At 58.3% G+C, this 15522-nt stretch carries 13 protein-coding genes; 9 read left to right on the top strand and 4 right to left on the bottom strand.

Features of this window, described 5'->3' with window-relative positions; all coding sequences use genetic code 11:
- Positions 1 to 89: 89 nt before the first annotated feature.
- From GXP70_RS22135 to GXP70_RS22120, 4 genes are all read left to right on the top strand, one after another.
- Complete coding sequence (locus GXP70_RS22135) at positions 90 to 773, top strand: response regulator transcription factor (protein WP_162358842.1); 684 nt, start codon at positions 90 to 92, stop codon at positions 771 to 773.
- A complete protein-coding gene (locus tag GXP70_RS22130) occupies positions 766 to 2145 on the top strand; it encodes a sensor histidine kinase (protein WP_192043379.1) in 1380 nt (459 codons plus the stop codon). Before GXP70_RS22135 ends, GXP70_RS22130 begins: the two co-directional genes overlap by 8 nt.
- Positions 2146 to 2237: 92 nt before the next feature.
- The gene (locus tag GXP70_RS22125) at positions 2238 to 5381 is read left to right on the top strand and encodes an efflux RND transporter permease subunit (RefSeq protein WP_162358841.1); all 3144 of its coding nucleotides are present in this window, start codon (positions 2238 to 2240) and stop codon (positions 5379 to 5381) included.
- Between the two features lie 142 nt (positions 5382 to 5523).
- Positions 5524 to 6261: a class I SAM-dependent methyltransferase gene (locus tag GXP70_RS22120; protein ID WP_162358840.1), complete on the top strand. Its 738-nt coding sequence runs from the start codon at positions 5524 to 5526 to the stop codon at positions 6259 to 6261.
- 205 nt (positions 6262 to 6466) lie between these two features.
- On the opposite strand, the gene GXP70_RS22115 is transcribed toward GXP70_RS22120, so the two are convergent.
- The gene (locus tag GXP70_RS22115) at positions 6467 to 7702 is read right to left on the bottom strand and encodes an MFS transporter (RefSeq protein ID WP_162358839.1); all 1236 of its coding nucleotides are present in this window, start codon (positions 7700 to 7702) and stop codon (positions 6467 to 6469) included.
- Positions 7703 to 7913: 211 nt separating this feature from the next.
- Here GXP70_RS22115 and GXP70_RS22110 point away from each other — a divergent pair, with 211 nt between their 5' ends.
- Positions 7914 to 8882, top strand: coding sequence for a GNAT family N-acetyltransferase (locus GXP70_RS22110; protein ID WP_162358838.1), 969 nt, complete (start codon positions 7914 to 7916; stop codon positions 8880 to 8882).
- 5 nt (positions 8883 to 8887) lie between these two features.
- Here GXP70_RS22110 and GXP70_RS22105 read toward each other — a convergent pair whose 3' ends face one another.
- Positions 8888 to 9757, bottom strand: coding sequence for a helix-turn-helix transcriptional regulator (locus tag GXP70_RS22105; protein WP_162358837.1), 870 nt, complete (start codon positions 9755 to 9757; stop codon positions 8888 to 8890).
- A 341-nt stretch (positions 9758 to 10098) separates the two neighbouring features.
- On the opposite strand from GXP70_RS22105, the gene GXP70_RS22100 reads away from it, so the two are divergent.
- The 4 genes from GXP70_RS22100 (at position 10099) to GXP70_RS22085 (ending at position 13057) form a co-directional block, all read left to right on the top strand.
- Positions 10099 to 10929, top strand: a complete 831-nt coding sequence (locus tag GXP70_RS22100) for a phytanoyl-CoA dioxygenase family protein (protein ID WP_162358836.1) — start codon at positions 10099 to 10101, stop codon at positions 10927 to 10929.
- Positions 10930 to 11047: 118 nt separating this feature from the next.
- Entirely contained in the window at positions 11048 to 12097 is a 1050-nt protein-coding gene (locus GXP70_RS22095; RefSeq protein WP_162358835.1) for a hypothetical protein, read from the top strand.
- Positions 12098 to 12128: 31 nt separating this feature from the next.
- Positions 12129 to 12605 (top strand): GNAT family N-acetyltransferase, encoded by a 477-nt coding sequence (locus GXP70_RS22090; RefSeq protein ID WP_162358834.1) that lies wholly within the window; start codon positions 12129 to 12131, stop codon positions 12603 to 12605.
- Positions 12602 to 13057 (top strand): NUDIX domain-containing protein, encoded by a 456-nt coding sequence (locus GXP70_RS22085; RefSeq protein ID WP_162358833.1) that lies wholly within the window; start codon positions 12602 to 12604, stop codon positions 13055 to 13057. Before GXP70_RS22090 ends, GXP70_RS22085 begins: the two co-directional genes overlap by 4 nt.
- A gap of 142 nt (positions 13058 to 13199) precedes the next feature.
- Here the strand turns inward: GXP70_RS22085 and GXP70_RS22080 are convergent, their stop codons facing one another.
- Together GXP70_RS22080 and GXP70_RS22075 are read right to left on the bottom strand one after the other, a co-directional pair.
- Positions 13200 to 13568, bottom strand: coding sequence for a VOC family protein (locus GXP70_RS22080; RefSeq protein ID WP_162358832.1), 369 nt, complete (start codon positions 13566 to 13568; stop codon positions 13200 to 13202).
- Between the two features lie 521 nt (positions 13569 to 14089).
- Positions 14090 to 15349: a carboxylate--amine ligase gene (locus GXP70_RS22075; RefSeq protein ID WP_162358831.1), complete on the bottom strand. Its 1260-nt coding sequence runs from the start codon at positions 15347 to 15349 to the stop codon at positions 14090 to 14092.
- Positions 15350 to 15522 lie beyond the last annotated feature (173 nt).

Here is a 15522-nt window from a genome sequence, read left to right as displayed (position 1 = left end):
ATCTCTTATCGCAATTTAGTAATAATAAGATATTGTCCTTACTGGATGCAAGGGCCAAAGTCATACATGAACGCGAGGAGCTGACAACAATGGCAAAAATCGCAGTCGTTGACGACGATGCGCATATCCGCGAGCTCGTGCAATTGTATTTGCGCGACGAAGGTTTCGATGTCGCGGAGTTCGCGAACGGCGAAGCGGCATGGTCGTACATGAACGATAATCCGGTCGACATGGTCATCATGGATATCATGATGCCGCGGATGGACGGCTGGGAGCTGTGCAGACGAATCCGGGCGTCCGGCGACATGCCGATTCTGATGATTACGGCGAAAGGCGAGTCGGAAGAGAAAATCAAAGGATTCCAGCTTGGAACGGACGATTACATGACGAAGCCGTTCGACCCGATGGAGCTGGTCGTGCGCGTCAAAGCGCTGTTGAAACGGTACCGGATTTCCGCATCGCAGATGGTGACGATCGGCGGCATCGTGCTTGACCGGCTAGGTTATCAGGTCATCTATAAGGATACCGACGAAGCGGCGACGATTCCGCTGAAGGAGTTCGAGCTTATGTACAAGCTGGCGGGCCATCCCGGGCAGCTGTTCACGCGCGCGGCGCTGATCGAGCAGATCTGGGGGTTTGAATATGAGGGCGACGAGCGGACGGTCGACGTTCATATCAAAAGATTACGTGAACGCTTTGCAGCTTATGAAGATAAATTCAAAATCGTGACGCTTCGCGGACTCGGCTACCGGCTGGAGACCGTGAATGATTAGGTCGCTGTACGTCCGGACCGTGTTCATCTTCATCGCCGCGGTCATCATCAGCCTGATCACCGCTTTCGTGCTGGCGATCCATATGTACAGCAGCAACGTGCAGTCGCTGGCGGAAGACCAGATGATCGCGCACGGCAAGAAAATCATCCGCGAGCTGATGGATGCCCCGCCGGAAAGCCTGGCGACGGTGCTCGCGAACGCGGTCGACGATCCGGGCCTGCGCGTCAAAATCGTCGACGAACGCGGGGCGACGCTCGCTTACGGCGACAGCGGAAGCGGCGAGGATACGCCGATTCTGCCGTCCCAGCTGAACCAGGTCATTCGGGGCGGCATCTACCGGGGCCTCGTGACGTTCGTGCGCCAGCATCACAATACGTCGTCGCTGCTGATCGGCCTGCCGTTCCAGATGAACGGCAAGCCGTATGCGCTGTACATTACGCCGGAGCTGAACAAATTGACGGACATGTTCCGCAAATTCACGCTGACGGTGCTCGGCAGCGTGCTGCTTGTCGGCAGCCTGCTCATCCTGCTTGCCGCCCGCTACATCGTCAAGCCGCTGCAGCGGCTGACGGACGCGACGAAGCGGATGGCGAAGGGCGATTTCGGCATCGTGCTCCATACGAAGCGCAAGGACGAGCTGGGACTGCTGACGGACAGCTTCAATGACATGGCGAACTCGCTGCGCATGCTGGACAAGCTGCGGACTGATTTCGTCAACAACGTGGCACATGAAATCCAGTCGCCCTTGACGTCGATCACCGGCTTCTCCAAGGCGCTGCGGACGAAGACGATGACGGAAGAGGGAAGGAAGCATTACCTCACCATCATCGAGGAGGAAAGCCAGCGGCTGTCCCGCCTGAGCGCGAACTTGCTTCGCCTGTCGGTGCTGCAGCAGGAGCCGCAGCTCCAGCATCCGGTCAGCTTCCGGCTGGACGAGCAGATCCGCCGCAGCATCATCGCGAGCGAACCGCAGTGGCGGGCGAAAGGGATCGAGCCGGAGCTCGATCTGGACGACGTGACGGTCCATGGCGACGCGGATAGACTCGAGCAGGTGTGGCATAATTTGATTAGCAACAGCATCAAGTTCGCGAATCCGCAAGGGGAAATCGCGATCGGGCTGCGCCAAGAGGGCGGCGCGGCGATCGCGACCGTCCGCGACAACGGGCCCGGGATCGCGCAGGACGAGCTGCAGCATATTTTCACGCCCTTCTACAAGGCGGACAAGTCGCGGGATTACGCGGTCAAGGGAAACGGGCTCGGCCTGTCGATCGTCAAGGCGATCATCGACATGCACGGCGGCACGATCGAGGCGCAAAGCGAGCCGGGCGTTCAAACTTTGTTCACAATCCGGCTCCCGATCAGGCCGCTTTAGGGCGATTGTCTAATTTTGTAACCGCCAGTTCATGTTCAGTTCAAAAAACTCCGTTATGATCCCTCTAGATAAAGAGAAGAGGAGAGAAACCAATGAACGCATTAACGCGCTTCAGCTTGAAAAACAGCGTCGCGGTCGTCATTCTGTGCGTGCTCGTGCTGGGGTTAGGCTTCTATTCGTCGACCCAGATCAAGCAGCAGACCTTCCCCGACGTCACTTTCCCGGCCGTCTTCATTCAGACGGTGTACCCGGGCGCTTCGACGGAAGAAATCGAGTCGGAGGTTACGAAGCCGATCGAACAGAGTTTAATCGGACTGAAGAATTACGATTCCCTTACGAGTTCGAGCTCCGAGAATTCGTCCAGCGTTTTCCTGCAGTACCCGTTCGGCACGAACATGGACGACAAAATGAAGGACGCCGAAGCGGCGGTGGCCAAGCTAACGCTGCCGGACAAGGCGAAGGTAACGGTGCAGCGCCTTTCGTTCGGCGAGGCGCCGATCTACGAAGCGGCCATCTTCTCCTCGAAGTCCGATACGGCGGAGCTCCAGAAGACGCTGGAAGAAACCGTCGTGCCGAAGCTGGAGAAGGTGTCCGGCGTCAGCTCGGTTACGCTGAAGGGCGCGGTATCCCAAGAGCTGCAAATCGTGGTAGACAAGGATAAAGCGGCCCAGTACGGCTTGTCGCTGAGCACGATTCAATCGGCGATCCAATCGCTGGATTACGCGCTGCCGCTCGGCTCGGTGAACCAGGACGACAACACGATCCCGATCCGCCTCGTCGGCAAGATCGATAATCTGGATCAAATCAAGAACCTGCAGCTGAGCGCCGGCGGCCAAGGTGCAGGTGCAGGCATGGGCGCCGGCGCAGGTGCAGGCATGGGCGCCGGAGCCGGAGCGGGCGCTGCGGCAGGTGCAGCCGGTGGAGCTCCTGGGGCTGCGAAAGTGCTGCTGTCGGACGTCGCCGAAGTGAAGACGGTGTCCTCGCAGAATGAAATTACGCGCTACAACGGCCAGTCCAGCTTCATCATCGGCGTCGTGAAGACGCAGGACGCCAACACCGCCAACGTATCCGACGCGGTGAAGGAAGAGCTGAAAGCTTACCAAGATAAAGGCATGATCGACGTTCGCCTCATTCAGGACCAAGGCGAAGAGATCAAGCATTCCGTATCGTCGCTTATTCGGGAAGGCTTGTTCGGGGCGCTGTTCTGCGTCATCATCATCTTCCTGTTCCTGCGCAATATTCGGGCGACGCTCATCTCCATCATTTCGCTGCCGATCTCGATCTTCGCGACGATCGCGCTGATGAACGAAATGGGCTACACGCTCAATATTATGACGCTCGGCGGCATCGCCGTTTCCATCGGCCGGATCGTCGACGACAGTATCGTCGTCATCGAGAACATTTACAGATGGCGGCAGGAGAAGGGCCGCGAGATGAACGGCAAAGAGCTGGCGTTCCGCGCGACGAAGGAAGTGATCGGCGCGGTCGGCTCCTCGACCATCGCGACGGTTGTCGTGTTTGCGCCGCTGGCTTTCGTCACGGGCATTATCGGCGAATTCTTCCGTCCGTTCGCCATCGCGGTCGTCATCTCGATTCTGTGCTCGCTGCTCGTCGCCATGATGCTTATCCCGGTGCTGGGCGCGAAGTTCTTCAACTCCATCAAGCCGCATAAGCAAGGCGGCCGCTTCATCGATTTCTACGAGCGGGTCATCCGAGGCGCGCTGAAGCGCAAAGCGCTTGTGCTGACTCTGTCGATCGTGCTGCTGATCGCCTCGTTCGGCACGATTCCGCTGCTCGGCGTCGCGTTCCTGCCTGCAGGCAATGTCGCTTCCATCGGCGTCGACTTGAAGATGCCGGCGCAAACGCCGCTTGAAGAGACGAATGCCGCGGCGGGTAAAGTGGAAGAGTATCTGAAGGGCTTGCAGGATGTCGACAACTATCAGGCGATGGTTGGCGGCGTCGACAATCCGTTCGTACAAATTCCAAGCACGAATACCGCGTCGTTCAAGGTGCAGTTCAAAGAGAACGCGAAGGTCGACACGACCGAGCTGATCGACAAAGCGAACGCCGATCTGAAAGACATCGTCACCGCCGTATCGCCGAAAGCGACGGTGGATGTCAAAGAAGGCGAACAGAACGGACCGCCTACAGGCAGCGAAGTGACGATCGACCTGTATTCCGACGATCTGTCGGCCTTGGCCCAGGCGGCATCGCAAGTCGAGAATTTGATGAAGGCCAACACGGATATGAAAGACGTATCCAACAACTTGAAGGACGTATCGCCGAAATGGGTGCTGTCCCTTAACCAGACGGCCAAAGACCTGGGCGTCTCGGCGTTCCAAATCATGGGCGCCGTGAACGAGCAGCTCCGTCCGGTCAATGTCGGCACGTATACGCTGGACAGCAAGAACTGGGACATCACGATGGCGTACAAGCAGCAAATCTCGTCCAAGGCCGAGCTGGAGAACATTACGATCCCGACGGCTGCGGGCATGAAGAAGCTGAGCGACCTCGCGGTATTGTCCGAGTCGTCGGCACCGGTGTCCATCAACCATGAAGAAGGCAAGACGTATGCCGAAGTGAAAGGCAACGTGAAAGATACGGACAAGACGGCCAGCGTGACGAAGACGATTCAATCGGATATCGACAGCTTGACGCTGCCGAATAACGTCGACGTCAAAATCGGCGGCGGCCTCGAAATGATCAACAGCGGCTTCAAGAGCATCGGCATCGCCATGGGAGCGGCCGTCGGCCTCGTCTTCCTGGTCATGAGCATGACGTTCGGCGGCTTGCGCACGCCGCTCATTATCCTCTCGTCTCTGCTCTTCGTGCCGAGCGGCGCCCTTGGCGGCCTGCTCATCACGGGCAATTCGCTCTCGATGAGCGCGATGATCGGGATGCTGATGCTGGTCGGCATCGTCGTCACGAACGCCGTCGTACTGCTCGACCGCGTCGAGACGAACCGCAAGCTCGGCATGGAGCTTCGCGAATCGCTCGTCGAAGCGTCTAAGACAAGGCTGAGACCGATTCTGATGACCGCTTGCGCGACGATTCTGGCGCTTCTGCCGCTCGCGCTGTCCAAGTCATCGACAAGCTTGATTTCCGGCGGCTTGGCCGTCACGGTTATCGGCGGCTTGACGACTTCGACGCTGCTGACGCTCATCGTCGTTCCGGTGATTTACGAAATGACGGGCAAGCGCAGCAAAGTTCGCCAAGATCTCGAATTGAACGACTAAGTCACAAGCGAAAGGCGCATCCGGGCTCAAGGGATGCGCCTTTCGACGCTTGCTGAAGCAATTGTCCTTCAATTGCTGAATCAAGTTGTTGTATAATAATGGAATCGATTAAGTAGGACGCCAAGGAAGGGAGATCGAGTCAATGAAGCAGAATAAATACGACGATGCCGGCTTCTTCGCGAACTATAGCCTGATGGCGCGTTCTGTCGACGGCTTGGATGCTGCCGGCGAATGGCAGTCGTTCCGCCGGATGCTGCCCGATCTGACAGGGAAGCGGGTGCTCGATATCGGTTGCGGCTACGGCTGGCATTGCCGATATGCGCGCGAGCAGGAGGCCGCTGAAGTCGTGGGCATCGATATCTCGGAGAAAATGCTCGCGCGGGCCGGGGAGCTGACCGACGATCCGAAGATTACGTACCGCCGGCTCGCGATCGAGGATCTCGACTATCCGGCAGGCTCCTTCGACGTGATCATCAGCTCGCTTGCGCTGCATTATATCGAGCATATCGATGCCGTATGCAAGGAAGTCTACCGGCTGCTCGCGCCCGGCGGCAGCTTCGTCTTCTCGACCGAGCATCCGGTGTTCACCGCGCGCGCCGCGCAGGACTGGCATTACGGAGCGGACGGCGAGAAACTGCACTGGCCGGTCGACGACTACTCCGTGGAAGGCATGCGCGAGACCCGGTTTCTGGAGAATGACGTCATCAAGTATCACCGGACCGTCTCGACGATGCTGAATGCGCTGATCGAAGCCGGCTTCGTCATTCGGAAGCTGTCGGAGCCGCAGCCGCCGAAGGCGATGCTGGACACAGTGCCCGGCATGCGCGACGAGCTGCGCCGGCCGATGTTCCTGATGATTGCCGCGGATCGAAACGCATAAGGGCCGACGGCATCGCAGCAAGTAAGCAGGTAATAAGGCAAAAGACAAGAAGGCAGAAGGCAAATCGCAAAGAAGTCAGAAGGCAAATTGCAAAGAAGGCATAATCTCTTCGCAAATGGGCATGTCCGCTAATAGTTAGCTATAGCACAAGAAGGCCTGTCCGATCGATGCATGAACCATGCATCGCGGACAGGCCTTCTTCTTGTCAGGAATGCAGCGATTCCCGCAACGCTGTCTCAGCCGGATCCCGCCGGCGGTTAACCGCCGCGTGCACGACGAACGACACCGTGCCCATCGCCGCGACCGCGACCGCGAGCCACGCCACGGGCATCAGGCCGCCGCCGTCGTAGAGGCCGCCCATGACGTACGGGCCGATGACGCGGCCCGCCGAGCCGATGCCCCCGGCAAGGCCGAGGTAGAACGGCGCGTGCTTGCCGCCGTTCTCGCTCAGGAAGGCCGGGATCGCCGGCGCGATCAGCATCTCCCCGAGCGTGGTGAGCACCATGCCGAGCACCATGCCCAGGTAGCTGTGCAGCGCAAGGATGACGGCGTAGCCGAGCAGGTAGAACAGCGCGCTGGCCGTCAGCTGCGTTTTGATCGAGCGGGCCGCGAGCCGTTTGATCAAGTTCGTGAGCGGTTGGGCGACGAAGATGAGGATGCCGTTCAGCGTCCACAAGTAGCCGAACATTTGCTTCGGCATGCCGTGCTCGATAATGAACGGCGATACGCCGGTGTTCCAGATGCTGTTGCCCAGGTTGATTAGCATCGCCCCGAGCGAGAGGAACAGATAGACGCGAATGTCCAGCAGCAAGGGCCGAAGTCCCGTCTGCTGCGCGGCTCTGCGCTTCAGCAGGCTTGCGCTGTCGTCGCTGCCCGTCCCGACTTGCTTGAAGTAAAACAGGAAGAACACCGCGAACACGCCCGCTGAGACGCCGTTCAGCACGAAGCTGAGCGAATAGGAGACGTCCGCGAGAAAGCCGCTGAGCGCCGTACCGACCGCGACGCCGATATTGTTGGCGATGTAGACGACATTGTACAGCTCGCCCCGCCGTTCGGCGAACCGGAACCCGATGAATGCTTGTATCGCCGGCAGCGAGAGCGCATTGAACAGGCCGATCAGCCCCATCATTGCGATGAAGACGGTCCACGCGTGGCTGAGCGCGGGAAGCAGCAGCAAGCCGGCCGCATTCAAGGCAAGGGCGCCGATAATGAGCTTCTTCACGCCGATCCGGTGGTACAGCGATCCGCCGAGCAGCTGCCCGGCGATGCCGCCGATCGACTGTATGAGAATGACCAGCCCGGCATCCTTCATGCTTCGCCCGAGCTCGTCGAAGACGAACATCGTCACGAGCGGCCACATGAGCGCGCTGCCGATGGCATTGATGAGGCTGGCCAGCAGGAAAACCCGGATTTCTTTCGGATAAGATGAGAACCAACGCATAATGAGGTTTACTCCCGTCGAGTCATTCATGGATGCAAGCTTCCATTATACCGTACCGCGGCGGAGATAACGAAGACGATTTTTCCCAGCGCGAAGGTTGGCGGCATGGGCCACGGTACGGTACTTTCGCTGCAGGTAAAAAACGGCTATAACAAAGCGAGCCCCAAGCCGCTGTGCTAAACTATGGAAGTCATGAGGAACGAGGTGGCCAATGAAAGACTTCCTTATCCGCTCCGAGCGATACGGCGATTTCAGCGGTATTGCGGAACTGAACGCGGCCGCATTCGATTATGGTTACGGCATGGGCGAAACGGTGCTCGTCAACCAGCTGCGAAGCCGCCGCAGCTTCGACCCGGAGCTGTCCGTGGTCGCCGAAATCGACGGCACGATTATCGGCCATGCGCTCTTCACGCCGCAGCGCATACGCATAAGAGGCGAGATGCTGGATGCGGTCATTTTGGCTCCGGCCGCGGTATTGCCCGCTTATCAGAAGCAAGGCGCAGGATCGCGATTGATCGCCGAAGGGCTTCGCAGGGCGAAGGAGAAAGGCTTCCGGCTCTCGGTGCTGCTGGGACATCCGGAATACTATGCGCGTTTCGGCTACCTGCCCCGGATGTGGAGCGATGCCAAGGTCATGCTTTCCTGCGCGGATATTCCGGCATCGACGGCGCTCGTCGCGGAGCGGCGCGTCCAAGCACGGGATATTGAGCCGCTGCTGGCCATGTGGGAGAAGTGGTGGCAGGAGTCGGAGCTGGCGCTGAAGCCCGGAGCTTCCGTGACGGATTGGCTCAGTCCCGGGGCGGGCATTCGGGCGGCGTCGATCGACATCGAGGGTCGGTTGGCGGGGTACGTGCGTTATGATTCACGCTCGCCGGGGAAGGTTCTGGCGCTGCTGGCGGAAGACGGCGAAGCCTTCGTCCGCATTTGCGCGCATTTGAAGCGGCAGCTGACGGAGCTTACACCCGGCGCCGACAAGCTTGCTTTGCCGTTACCGCCGGAGTCGCTCGCATTGAAGAAGACCGGGCTCCCGTACCGGGCCGAAGTCCGGACCGGTCCTCAGAACATGCTGCTTGCGCTGGATCGGGAGCATCCGGCGCTGGCAGGCTATTGCGATGAAGCGGCGGCAGGCACGAGGACGCCGGGGACCATCGTATGGCCGGTGGAATTCGATGTCTTGTAGCGGTATTATTCCTCATTCCGCCACTGCGTCGGCGACACGCCGATATACTTCTTGAATACCGTCGCGAAATGCTGGCTCGTCTTGTACCCGAGGTCCATCGCGACGCCCGTCACGCTCGCCTCCGGGAGACGGAGCAGCCCGCAGGCCCGGTTCATCCGCAGCCGGTCGATGTAATTCGCCGGCGATTGCCCGTGCAGGTCATGGAACAGCCGGTAGAAATGCGATTCGCTGACGCCGACCTTCGCCGCCAGCTCGCGGTTGGCCCAGCGCCGTTCGGGCTCGGCTTCGAGTTCCGCCGTGAGCGCGAGCATGGCTTCGCGAAGATCGAGCGGGATTTGCCGCGCCGTAGGCGGGTAGAGCAGCTGCAGCACGATATCGAGCAGATGATGGCGCACCCGGAACAGGTCGCCGGATGTGCCGTGCTCGATAATGCCGCGCAGCTTCAGCAATTGCTCGCGGATGCGAATATCCGCGTTCACGACGCGCGGCAGCGCGGCGAGCGCCGCTTGCACGCGGAGCCGGTCCGCTTCCTCGAACCCGAGCCAGCCCGGCATTTCGCCGGGATCGACGACGATGATCCACCAGATGCTCGCAGGCTCCATGAAGTTGAACCTGGCGCGATGCCATTCGCCCGGCTTCGTGTGGAAGCACTGCCCCGCATGGGTCGCGTGCGGGCCGGAATCGACTTCCCACGACAGCTTTCCGTGTTCGACGTAGACGAATTCGTAGCAGCGCGCATGCTGATGGTCGGAGAGCGGCAGCGCTTCCTGGAAGCGGTCGAAGCCGATCATCTCCAGTTCGGGGAAGGCGGCGAACTCGCCCGCGTCTCTCCATTCGTAGACCCAGCGCGGCGAATCGTGCTTGCTGCGGGACATGGCGGCTCAGCTCCTTGATTTGATTTCCGGTTAATAATTTTCGTATCCGATCGCATATAGCTTTAGTTGCGGGTTCGACCTTTTTTTCCTTCGTCGTATACGCCTAATGATTCGCTTAATCCATCATTCGTTTATTCGTTGCATTCATTCGTTTATTCCCTGCATTCATTCGCTTGTTCCGAAACATTCGGATCCTCCCTAACGGCCTCGTGTTTCTGATCGTCTGTTTGTTTCTAATCCTATTTGATAGTTTCCCGGAAGTCAACGCGGCGCGCCGATCGTACAATGTGGATAGTAAGCGAATTCAATATCGATGCGATAATGAAAGAGGCGATTGAACGATGGGCGTTATTCCTTATCAAGTGACGGAAGAGGACAAGAAAGTATTCAACGAGACGGGCTACTGGATCAGCCCGAAGCTGATCGACGACGATACGATCGAGCGGCTGCGCGGCGCGCATGATCGCATCTGGAACAAGAAGCACGACGGCCGCGGCTTGCCGTTCTACCACTACTCGCTGCCGGAGAACCCGCTGCAGATTCGCAAGCTCGACAACGGCTGGTGGATCAACGACGAGGTGCGCGCCGTCGTAACCGACCGCAATCTGGGCCATATGGCGGCCGATCTGCTGAACGAGGATTCCATCCGCCTGTGGCATGATCAGGTCATCTACAAGCCCGGCACGAACGGGCAGGAGACGAACGCCGGCAACGTCGGCTGGCACCAGGATTACGGCTATTGGCGCGTCAGCAGCACGACGAACATGGTTACGGTCTGGATCGCGCTGCAGGATACCGACCTGTCCAACGGCGGCATGATGACGATTCTCGGCTCGCACAAATGGGGCGCGGTGGAAGGCAGCGACACGTTCTTCGAGCAGGATATGAGCAAGCTGAAGGAGAAGTTCGCCACGCGCGACTGGGTCGAGGAGCCGTGCATTCTGAAAGCCGGTCAAGCCAGCTTCCACCATGCGCTGACGTTCCACGGCTCGGGTCCGAACACGACGGCCGATCCGCGCCTGTCGATCGTCGCGCATCTGATGCCGGGGCATACCTACTTCCGCGACGTGCGCCAGAAGCATGACAACCTGCGTCTGATCGGCGCGCGCCCCGAGCCGGGCATGCGCTTCGACCGGGAGGAATATTTCCCGACGCTGTTCGCGAGAGAATAGGGTTATCGGTTATCGGCCTCGGATGCTCGAGGAGCTTCATCATCATGCGAAAGATCCCAAAGGATTGTCGGCCTTCGCCGTGCAATCCTTTTTCTTCATGAAGGAGGGAAGTGCGAGGATGAACAGGGTTCTATTTCACGAAGCGCTGCAAACCGCCATGGAGGACAAGGAGAACGTCATACTGTGCCGCTCCATTCTCGGAACCGCGGATGTCGGACGAATCGCGGAAGAAACGAACCGGTTCTGCATCCGCCATTTTGGCAGCGCCGCTGCCACCGCATTGTACGTTGGCTTTAGCGTCGGCGCTTCGTTCGGCCTGGAACTGGAGAACGGGCTGCGGCTGTTCATGAAAGTACATCAACCAACGTCGGCCGATACCCTTACGGCGATCAGCAAATCGTACCTATGCGCGATGTCAAGCGTTCAGAAATCCCTTGCGGAGCAAGGATTTCCTTGTCCGGGTGTGCTGCTTGGCCCGACGGAGTTCGGTACGGGCATCGCGACCGTCGATGCGTTCGCGGCGCCCGGCGAGCTCAAGGACGCGCATTCCCCGGAGATTCGAAGAGCGATAGCCCGCGCATTGGCGCGATTGATTACAGCGACCGAGCCGCATAAAGGCGCGGAAGGCTTGACGCACGGACGATTCTGCAAGAGCGAAAGCCTGTATCCCGTCCCTCATAATGCGTTGTTCGACTTCGCCAAGACGTCGAACGGGGCAGCGTGGATCGATGCCATCGCCGGCCAGGCCAAGCGAACGGTCAATCGCATCGGCGGCAATACGGTGCTGGGGCACGTCGACTGGTCCTTGAAGCATTTTCGTTTCCGGGACGGGGAGGTCGCGATGGTATATGATTGGGATAGCCTCAAGCTGGAAGACGAGCTGAACGTCCTGGGCATCGCGGCGGCCACGTATACGACAACATGGGATATTCCCGTCAAGATTACGCCGTCCCAAGAAGAAGCGCATGCCTTCGCCCTGGAATACGAGCAAGCCCGAGGCACAAGGTTTAGCCGTGACGAGTGGACCAAAATCGCCGCGGCGGCTACGTATTGCATGGCTTACGTCGCGCGCTGCGAGCATGCGCTTGACGCGGAAGGCGAGCGCTATGAAGGCAGCTTCCGGCAAGCGCTGGCATCGATGACAGGGGAGTATTATTTGCAAGTATAGCGGTCCATGAGAGGGAGAGGGAGGTCGCATCATGAAGCCATCCGAATGGAAGGTTATACCTTATGACACCAAGTACGCGGAACAGACGGTGCGCATGTGGCGCGACAGCAAGGAAAAGGCGCTCGGGCAGCAATCGGCTCGCAGCGTCGAAGAGCAGACGTATTTCTTGAACCGCATCCTGCCGCAGCGGTTTCAAGTCGAACTGGCGTTTGCGGACGACCGGGTTGTCGGCATGACCGCTTACAATGCGCAGGAAATCAGCCAGCTGTATATTCATATGGATTACCAGGGCCGCGGAATCGGCGAGACGTTCCTTCGTAAAGCCCAAGCCGAATCAAGCGGCAGCTTGACGCTGTATACGTTCGAAGTCAATGTCATCGCGCAGCGATTCTATGAGAAGCACGGGTTCAAGGTCATTAGCAGAGGCCATGAGAACGAAGAACGGCTGCCGGATATTCGCTATGAGTGGGTACGTGCCGAATCATCGCCGATAGGGGGAGTAAAATGAATCGACCGCTGCTAAGAGCCGAAGTCATTCTCGTTCGCCGGGACGGTCAAGCCGTACTGGTGCAATGCGACCGCGACGAAACTTTTTATCGCTTCCCCGGAGGCAGCGTCGAGTTCGGGGAAACCGCAGCCGAAGCCATTCGCAGGGAGCTGATGGAAGAATTCGAACTGCATGCGGATATTGACGGGCTAGCCTGCCTAAGCGAAAGCATCGTCGAATATGACGGCAAACAAAGGCATGATTGCACGATCCTGCATTGGGGCTCGATCGCGGATGAGGACGGGAATGCGGTCTACGACCATCGCGAGGTCGATGGCATTCAGCTGATTTGGCGTACGTTGGAGCAGCTGGAGCACAAGGATGTATACCCCGAAGGAATACGCGATGTCATTAACCGCAGGGCCGAATCGGCCGAACATATCGTCGTCAGGAAAAATTACGACGAGGCTTAAGCGGAGCGGCCGCCCCGGTGAATCGGAAAGGGAAATCGGAAGGTGAGATCGGCAAGCGAGATGAGAAGGGGAGATAGAAGGCGAGATGAGAAGGGGAACAATGCCGAATACCGGCATTCGTTCCCCTTGGCTACGCGTTTCGTTACAGGTCCTGCCCGAAGTAAAGCGTGTGTCCCTGGTCATCCTCGATCACGAATTCCTTCGTGTTCCATTCGGTTTCGCACACGTCCGCGAGCAGCTTGACGCCGCGGCCCTTCAGCGTCTCGGCCAAGGCGGCGGCATCATCCGTCAGCAGGTAGAGATGGAAATGGTCGCCTTCGCGCACATACGCGATCGAAGGGTCCTGATCGTCAACCGCCTTGAGATGGAACACTTGGCTGCCTGCGCGAATGCCGGCATAGAAATCCTCGTAGCGGAACGCGAGTTCCAGGCCGAGCGTTTCCGTGTAGAAGCGTATGGAGCTTTCGAGATCGTTCGTTCGCAGCTGGGTAATAACTCCCGCAATGTTCATCGTTCTCCTCCTACCGAATGGATGTAATCGCTTGCATCTATGATTATACCTTTTGCGCATAGAGAGATTCCATCCATTTGTGCGTATAAGGTTCTTTCGCGGCAGCAACGATTTCCCAGCATGTCGAGAACGTCCAAGGGGAACGGACATGAGATCCTTTATTTGCTCGTAATCATCGATTTTTCGCACGCTGCCGGACAGGAGATGCGCTATTTCTGCCGAAATCCGGTGTTTGGCTGCATGTCGGAGCCCATAACGCATCCTATGTCCGATCGCTGACTCCGAAACGCCGATTGCGATCAAATAGCGGATCCTCTGTCCGCCTGGTGCCTGCCCATGTCCGTTCATGGAGGAGGCACACGTCTGACGATGCATAAGCGGTAACGTTGTCAGCCGCGGGCCTCGACCCGAAGGCCTTTTCATCAGCCTGCGGACAGGGTGAAGAACCCTATCCTTAAGAAGGGGCTTCCCGCAGTCATCTAACGATGACTTGTGAGAAGCCCCTTCCCGGACGCGCGGCGTTACTGAGACAGCTCGGCGAACGACGCTTGGTCTTTATCGAAGTAATAGCGCTTGTAATTCTTAATATGTCCGTAGGCATAACGCGACACGCTGATGATCCGTTTCATATTCAGATCCTTGCCGTACCAGAGCGAACGGATCACTTTCTTCTGACGGTACAGCCCATTGATCTCGGCCGATAATGCCGGGTCGGTGACGTAGCGCTTCAATACCGTGCGCGGCACGTTCGTCCACAGCGCCGACGCCCGGCCGTACACGCAATCGTTGTTCTGTCCGTAGACGACTTCGTTGATGAGCGCCTCGATCATGTTCAGTCCGGCCGCCCGGACGAACAAGCTGCTTCTGCCCAGCCGCGGATTGATCTCGAACATCATGTATTTGCCTGTCCGGTGATCGTACTTCATATCGATGTTGGAGAAGCCGACATATCCGATTTGCTCCAGGAAAGCCTTGACCTTCTTATAGATGTCCATGTCGGTGCGGCTGATGATGGCGGCGTAGTTGCCGAGCGTCTTCGGCGCGTACTCTTCGAGCACGGGCTGGCCGAGGCACATCATTTTCACCGTTCCGTCGTCGTCGGAGTAGCTGTTGATGACGCGCATCGCGCTGTCGCCGCCGGGGATGAACTCCTGCAGAATCAGCTTGCCCCGATAATCGGACGTATTCATGCTGCGAATCATCGCCAGATAGTCTTCGCGGTTGTTGAAGAAGAACACTTTCTTCTTGCCTTCGAAGTGGCAGTGCAGGTAGTCGTAGGCGTTGCTGTTCTCCGGCTTGACGACGATCGGGAACTGAAAATCCATGCGGTCCAGCGCGTTCTCGCGTTCCTGCGGTTCGCATACGACCGTCTTCGGATAGTCCAGGCCGAACTTCTCGCACAGCTCGTAGAACTTGTCCTTCGTATCGAGCGTATCCAGCAGGCTGTCGGAGATAAAATGATTCGCGATCAGCCCTTTGAATTTGTCATAGTGGCGCGACAGCATGCCGGCATAGTAATCCGAGCATGGAATGACGATCAGTTTCTTGTACGAGCCGGCGTGTTTCTCCAGGATCGACAGCAGCGCGCCGGGGAAAACGTCGTCTTGGTCGAAGCCGTCGATCCGGATCAGATCGAACAGGCCGCTATGCATAGTCGGGATCAGCAGCCGCGTGCAGAGCAGGAGCGGGCGGATCTGATAGGTTTCATGAATAAGGCGGACGTTGCCGTAGGCGTTCTCGTCGCTGCCCAGTATGATGGGTAGGAAGTCGTTACGATTCATAAGCTCTCCTCGTTCGCTGATTCTTCTTGTAATGCTCTTATTATAGCCTAGTCTCGTCATGAATGTTTACTTTCATGTACAATCCATTATATACGACCTGCCGGGCTACGGAGAAGAAGGAGCCGTGCCCGCGCCGATCGAGAATTGCAGCCATGCGAGATTCGGCAGCGCCT

This window comes from Paenibacillus lycopersici, assembly GCF_010119935.1.
Classification (GTDB): Bacteria; Bacillota; Bacilli; order Paenibacillales; family Paenibacillaceae; genus Paenibacillus_Z; species Paenibacillus_Z lycopersici.
This window is presented reverse-complemented; position numbering and strand designations above follow the sequence as displayed.